The sequence below is a fragment of the Stenotrophomonas sp. ZAC14D2_NAIMI4_6 genome, from assembly GCF_003086875.1.
Taxonomy (GTDB): Bacteria; Pseudomonadota; Gammaproteobacteria; order Xanthomonadales; family Xanthomonadaceae; genus Stenotrophomonas.
In genome coordinates this window covers 3,342,971-3,349,864 of sequence record NZ_CP025996.1, presented here as the reverse complement: position 1 = coordinate 3,349,864, position 6,894 = coordinate 3,342,971, and the positions used below count along the sequence as shown (strand labels likewise).

The window sequence follows — 6,894 nt, the reverse complement described above, 5'->3', positions numbered from 1 at the left end:
GTGGAGGATGCGACGGACAAGAAGTTCTCGACTAAACGGCGTTAAACGGGCATTTTTATGGTTGTTCATCCGGGCTCTTTGGGATCTGGAGAGGTGTGGTAACCACCATTTTCCAGAGATGTCCCGGATGAACAACGTACAGAGAGATCACAACTAACAGTCGACTCTACCCGATCGTTTTTCCCGGTCGATTTGAGCCGGTCGTTTTCCCAGTCGATTCAAGCCAGCCGATTCCACCGGGGCGGCCCATCACTTCGATGGGCCGCCCTGCGCGGCATCAGAACGTATAACGCACGCGACCGTAGTAGTACGCGCCGTTGCTGCCGATCGGCGACAGCACGTCGTACGGCAGGTTGCCGTAGTAGTAGATATCGTCGTTGGACTTGTCCGGATAGTTGTCGGTCAGGTTCTGCCCGCCAATGGCCACGCTCCACTGCTTGTTGAAGCGGTATTCCACTTCCGCATCCAGCTGCCATTCGGCCTGGTAGGTCTGGCGCGGAATGTAGCCGTCGCCGAAGTTGAACACGCGGGTGGCGCTGCCGTAGCGGTTCACCCGGCTGCTCAGCGACCAGTGGTCGTTGCTCCAGGCGGCCGAGAAGCCGGCGCGGCTGCGCGGGGTGGCATCGGTCAGGGTGTTGGTCTCTTCGATGCCGAACAGCACGTAGTCCGCATCCAGCGCCTGCAGCTGGGCCGGGGTGGCCAGCACGTTCTTCAGCGTGGTCTTGGTATAGGCGTAGGTGCCGGTCAGCAGCAGCTGGCCATCGCCCAGCGCCTGGCGCCAGTTGGTCACCAGCTCGGCACCGCGGGTGCGGGTGTCGGCGGCGTTGACGAAGAAGCTGGCACTCTGCAGGCCGGTGACGCCGTAGTTGGCGGCCACGTAGTCGGTCAGCGCATCGCCGGTGATGCTTTCAGACAAGGCGATGCGGTCGTCGATATCAATCTGGAAGAAGTCCAGCGACAGGTCGAAATGCTCGCCGATGCGGCTGGTGAAGCCCAGCGAGGTGTTCAGCGATTTTTCCGGCTTCAGGTCCTGCGCGCCGAGGCCGCGGGCGATCGGGTTGTTCACCGAGAGCAGGCGGCCCTGCACCAGCTGGCCGGCGGCGTTGTAGCCGGTGGACGTGGACTCGTAGCCGATCTGTGCCAGCGACGGCGCACGGAAGTTGTTGGAGATGGCGCCGCGCAGGGCGAAGGCCGGGGTGAATTCGTAGCGCAGGCCGAGCTTGCCGGTCAGTTCGCCGCCGAAATCATCGTTGTGCTCGTAGCGCGCGGCCAGGTCGGTGGAGAAGTGATCGCCGAACTGGCTGGACAGGCTGGCATAGGCGCTGGCCACATCGCGGGCCAGCGAGGCCGCATCCTGCGGGGTCAGGCCACCGCCGGCCTGCGAGCCGGTCGGGCGGTCGGTGTACGGGCCCGCGGCATAGCTGGACGGATCTCCGGGGCGGGTTTCATAGCGCTCGTGGCGCACTTCCGCGCCCAGCCCCAGGGTATGGGTGATGCTGTCGCTCTGGCTGAACACACGGCTCAGATCCAGGTTGCCCACGGTCTGCGCGTACTGGTAATCGGCGGTCTTGAAGCGGGTCGGGCTGGTCGGGCCCAGCGAGGCGTTGATCGAATCGCGCAGGCGGTAGGTGAAGTCGTTCTGGCCGTAATCCACGCTGCCGTCATAGCTCCACTCGCCCCACTGCCCGCGCACGCCGGCCACGGCCTGCACGTCGCGGTTCTCGCCCTCGGAAATGGGGCGGTAACCGTTCGGGTACACCTCCTTCCAGTTGGCATCGCTGTCGGGGTAGCGGAAGTAGTTGGCGCCTTCGGTGTCGCGCTGGTTGAAGGTGCCGAACGCATAGAACGTGGCGGTCTTGCCCACCGGGATTTCAGTGTTCAGCCACAGGTTGATGTCCTTGCTGGCACCGTCGCCGAGCACGTAGTTGCGCTTGCCCTGCAGTGCCAGGTTGGCCTCGGTCTGGTCCCACGGCGGAATCAGGTCGTAGCCGGCGCGGTTGGTGCCGTTGCGCTTCTTGTATTCCAGGCCCACGCGCAGGAAGCCGCCGTCTTCGCCCAGCAAGGTGCCGACCTTGGCGCTGACGTTGCCGGTCTGGCCATCGGTGAGGGTGCGGCCGATCGGCTTCAGGTCGGTGTGGTTGGCGCCGTAGCTGGCTTCGATCTCGCCACCGTCGCCGCCGTTGTCCAGGATCACGTTGATCACGCCGGCCACCGCATCGGAGCCGTACAGCGCACCGGCGCCGTCGCGCAGCACTTCGATGCGCTTGATGGCGCTGACCGGAATCGAGTTGAAATCGACCGGGGTGGTGCCCTTGCCGATCTTGCTGTCGGTGTTCACCAGCGCGGTGTGGTGGCGGCGCTTGCCGTTCACCAGCACCAGCACCTGGTCCGGCGACAGACCGCGCAGCTGTGCGGCGCGCACGTGGTCGGCGCCACCGGAATTGGACTGGCGCGGGAAGTTGAACGAGGGCAGCAGGGCCTGCAGCGCGCTGCCCAGTTCGCCGTTGACCACGCCGGCCTTGCGGATGTCCTCGGCGGTCAGCACGTCCACCGGCGCGGTGGATTCGAGCACGGTGCGGTCGGCGGCGCGGGTGCCGGTCACGATCACCGTGTCCAGGTTGGTGGCGGCATCCTGGGCCAGGGCAAGGGCGGGGGACAGCGCAAGCGCGATGGCGAGGCCAAGCGGCGACGCGGACAGGCGGGGGGACATGCAGACTCCAGCAGCGACAACGTGGGGAAGGGGGGGAGGTGATGGTTTCACTTACATCCATCCGGATGAAGCGATATATTATCTTCGCGTGAGCAGCCGGTGTGATGCAAGCCCCGGTTGTCTTTGCATCAGTTCATGCCTGCAGGGCATGAGTGATTGGTTGCAGTTGCAACCACGGCGCGGGTGTACCCTCCGTGCCCTTTCACCGCGTTTGTTCCCCTTCCCCGGAGTGTTGTTCCCGATGAAACGCCTTGGCCTGATCTTCGCCGTACTGCTGGCCACCAGCGGCTGCGCCAGCCTGTCTTCGCAGGCGCCCAGCGCCTACACCACCACCGCCGCGCTGGAAGGCGATGCGGCCCGCCCGGCCAGCGGCCACGGCTGGGTGCGCAGCGAGCTGTACTTCGGCGTGGGTGAAGAGCAGGGCAGCGGCAACCGCCCGCAGGCAGACACCATCAGCGAGGCGCAGTGGCGCGCGTTCCTGGACAAGGAAGTGACCCCGCGCTTCCCCGATGGCCTGACCGTGTTCGATGCGTACGGCCAGTGGCTGTTCCGTGGCGATGCGGCGCCAAACCGCCTGCGCACCAAGGTGCTGGTGGTGCTGCACGAAGACAGCCCGCAGCGCCGCGCCGACATCGAGGCGATCCGCCTGGCGTGGAAGCAGCAGACCCGGCACCAGTCGGTACTGTGGTCGCGGCAGGCGGTTGACGTATCGTTCTGACCTGAAGGCGCCAAGGCGGCGCCACGGGCGGCAATGATGAAACACAGGGATGCGGTGTTGGGCCTGCTGCTGGCAGGCCTGCTGGTGCCGGCCGCGCAGGCGGCCGACCAGGACGATGGTCCGCTGCGCTTTGCGCCGGCACCGGGTGTACAGGTGCAGGCCGCGGTGATGGAGGGCGGCAGCATCGACGTGCGTGTCTCGTCGTCCGGCAAGCGCCTGGAACTGGCAGGCGCGGCAGATGCCGATGGCAACGCGCGGTTGTCTGCCGAAGACATCGATTTCGATGGGCGCCCCGAACTGGTCGCACGCGCGTCGGTGGGCATGGTCAATGAAGCAGTGGCGGTCTATCGCTTCGATCCGGCCAGCGGCGGGTTCCACGCGCTGGAGGCGGACACCCACGGCCGTGACAGCTGCGGCAACCTGATGGGCCTGAGCGTCGACGCTGCCACGCGCACGCTGAGCAGCAGCTGCCGCAGCGGCCCGATGTGGTACACCGATCTGTACCGGTTCGCGGGCACGAAGCTCTATCTGTACCGCGCCGAGGACGTGCTGCAGCTGGGCGATGCCTTCGATGCCGCGCTGGAGGTCGATCACACCGGCGAGCAAGGGCCGCTGGCGGTGTGGCGCACCTTCGATGCGCAGGGCCGCGTGCTCGACAGCGCCATCGGCGATGGCTTGGTCGCGCCCACCGGTCCCTCTCCGGTGCCAGGCATCCGGGCCACGGTGCGGCCGGCGCGCCTGTTCCTGTTCGAACGGCCAGGCGCAACCAGCACCCAGCGCTACCTGGTGCAGGGCGATCGGGTGGAACTGCGCGATGCCGCCGATGGCTGGGTGCAGGTGCGCTATCAGAATGCAAAGCGCGGCGCCGTCGTGGGCTGGATCAACGTGAACTGAACACCGCGCGCGCCCTATACCGATGTATGGGGCGCAATGCGCCGATGCCCACGGAAGCGTCACCGTGCGGGGTCTAGCCTCGGGGTCCTCCCCCAAGCAAGGCTTTTCCCATGAGCAAGCGCGTTGCCGAGATCGTTGTTGAAACCCTGCAGCAGGCGGGCGTGCGCCGCTGTTACGGGATCGTGGGCGACACGCTGAACCACGTGACCGATGCCATGCACCGCAGCGAGATCGACTGGGTGCACGTGCGGCACGAAGAAGTGGCTGCTTTCGCCGCCGGTGCCGATTCGCTGGTGAGCGGTCAGTTGACCGCCTGCGCCGGCTCCTGTGGCCCCGGGGGACTGCATTTCATCAACGGCATCTTCGAAAGCAACCGCAACCGCGCGCCGCTGGTGCTGATCGCCAGCCAGATCGTGACCAGTGAACTGGGCATGGAATTCCCGCAGGAAGTGGATTTCAAATCGGTCTATGCCAGCTGCACGGTGTTCTGCGAGCAGGTCCACAGCCCCGAGCAGGCGCGGCGCGTGGTGGCGCTGGCGTGCCAGGCGGCGATCAGCCGCCGCGGCGTGGCGGTGGTGATCCTGCCGGCCGATATCAGCGAGGCCGAGGTGAAGCACGATGTGCCGTTCTCGGTGCACTACACCCAGCCGGTGCTGCGCCCGGCCGACGCCGAGCTGCAGCGCATCGCCGAGCTGCTGGGGCAGGGCAAGCGCATCGGCATCTATGCCGGTGCCGGCTGCCAGGGCGCGCATGCGCAGCTGATCGAACTGGCGCGCCGGCTGCAGGCACCGGTGGCGCACACCTCGCGCGCGAAGGATTTCGTCGAACCGGACAACCCCTACAACATGGGCATGACCGGCATCTTCGGCATTGAATCGGGCTTCCACACGCTGATGGCCTGCGACACGCTGCTGCTGCTCGGCGCTGATTTCGCCTGGGGCCAGTTCTACCCGGACAAGGCCACGATCATCCAGATCGATCACGATGGCAGCCACCTGGGCCGCCGCCATCCGGTGGATCTGGGCGTGGTGGGCGATATCGCACCGACGCTGGACGCGCTGCTGCCGCTGTTGCCGCCGCGCGAAGACAGCAGCTTCCTGGACGAATGCATCGCCCGCCGTGACAAGGCACTGCACACGCGTGAACAGGAAGAACAGCCGGGCAAGGGCGAACTGATCCACCCGCAGCACCTGACCGCGCTGCTGTCCCGGCATGCGGCCGATGATGCGCTGTTCACTGCCGATGGCGGTTCACCGATGGTGTGGATCCTGCGCCATATCCGGGTGAACGGCCGCCGCCGCACGCTGACCAGCCTGCTGCACGGCACGATGGCCAATGCCATGCCGCAGGCGCTGGGCCTGCAGAAGGCCTTCCCCGGCCGGCAGGTGATCTCGCTGTCCGGCGATGGTGGCCTGGCCATGCTGCTGGGCGATCTGCTGACCGCAGTGCAGGAAGACCTGCCGATCAAGGTGGTGGTGTTCAACAACGGCTCGCTGAATTTCGTCGAGCTGGAACAGAAAGTGGAAGGCCTGCTGGACAATTACACCGACTTGAAGAACCCGGATTTCGGCCGCTTGGCCGAGGTGATCGGTTTCCACGGCCGCACCGTGACCCGCAGCGAGGATCTGGAAGAGGCGGTGCTGGATTTCCTGTCCCAGCGCGGCCCGGCGCTGCTGGACGTGCATACCAGCCGCGCCGAGCTGGTGATGCCGCCGCAGATCGAAGCCAAGCAGGTGGCCGGCACGGCGCTGTATGCGGCCAAGGCGGTGTTGAACGGCCGCTTCGACGACGTGAAGCATCTGCTGGTGGACAACTTCCTGAAGAAGTGAGGGCAGGGCTGCGCCCTGCACCCGCAGAGGCCAGAGCCAAAGCGGAAGCCGGTTTCCTGAGCGATGGCGGGGTGGGTCCGGTTGCGGGGGACGCCGTAAACCCTTCCCTGGGGGCTTAGCCGCGCCATCCATGGCGCGGATACCCCCGCAACCGGACCCACCCCGCCTTCGACAGTTGGCCGCGATCCGTTGGAACGGCATTCCGCTCTGGTGGGTGTCGACCTTGGTCGACACGTTGGATCCACGGATGGCGTGGCTATCAAAAGAACGATCGGAAAGATCTTCTGTAGAGCCGAGCCATGCTCGGCTGAGGACTCGCGCGTACGGCAGCCGAGCATGGGCTCGGCTCTACAAAGGGAGCCTGCTTTTGATCTTTTGATTCTCTTCCGTGGCTGGCGCGCGCAGGAAACCACGAGGGGCCGGGCGGGTGGGTGACGCGGGGATGTCCGCGGCATGGATGCCGCGGCCAAGCCCCCAAGGTGAAATGACCCCCTGAAGTTGGACAGGTGGGGGATCAGGCGGCCAGCGCGGCCTGCTCCCGGTACTGTACGGGGCTCAAGCCCTTTAGTTTCAAGCGGATACGATTCTCGTTGTAGTACCGGATGTACTCCACCAGCCCAGCTTCCAGGCTATCGATGCTGTCAAAGGTGTTCAGGTAGAAAAATTCCGACTTCAGGGTCCCGAAGAAGCTTTCCATGGCCGCGTTGTCCAGGCAGTTGCCACGCCGGGACATGCTCTGTTTC

At 65.8% G+C, this 6,894-nt stretch carries 5 protein-coding genes; 3 read left to right on the top strand and 2 right to left on the bottom strand.

The features are described from left to right. Positions 1-277: 277 nt before the first annotated feature. Positions 278-2,710, bottom strand: a complete 2,433-nt coding sequence (locus tag C1933_RS15380) for a TonB-dependent receptor (protein WP_108753951.1) — start codon at positions 2,708-2,710, stop codon at positions 278-280. Between the two features lie 241 nt (positions 2,711-2,951). On the opposite strand from C1933_RS15380, the gene C1933_RS15375 reads away from it, so the two are divergent. The 3 genes from C1933_RS15375 to C1933_RS15365 all read left to right on the top strand — a co-directional run bounded on the left by C1933_RS15375 (position 2,952) and on the right by C1933_RS15365 (position 6,151). Further along, positions 2,952-3,428 carry a DUF3574 domain-containing protein gene (locus C1933_RS15375; protein WP_164272567.1) on the top strand — a complete coding sequence of 159 codons (477 nt, stop codon included), beginning with the start codon at positions 2,952-2,954 and terminating at the stop codon, positions 3,426-3,428. 36 nt (positions 3,429-3,464) lie between these two features. After that, on the top strand, positions 3,465-4,322 hold the full coding sequence (locus tag C1933_RS15370; RefSeq protein ID WP_108754864.1) for a hypothetical protein: 858 nt from the start codon (positions 3,465-3,467) through the stop codon (positions 4,320-4,322). A 110-nt stretch (positions 4,323-4,432) separates the two neighbouring features. After that, positions 4,433-6,151, top strand: coding sequence for a thiamine pyrophosphate-dependent enzyme (locus C1933_RS15365; RefSeq protein WP_108753950.1), 1,719 nt, complete (start codon positions 4,433-4,435; stop codon positions 6,149-6,151). Between the two features lie 514 nt (positions 6,152-6,665). Here C1933_RS15365 and C1933_RS15360 read toward each other — a convergent pair. Next, positions 6,666-6,894 (bottom strand): IS3 family transposase (locus C1933_RS15360; RefSeq protein WP_159094033.1); only part of this gene is annotated, 229 nt, incomplete at its 5' end.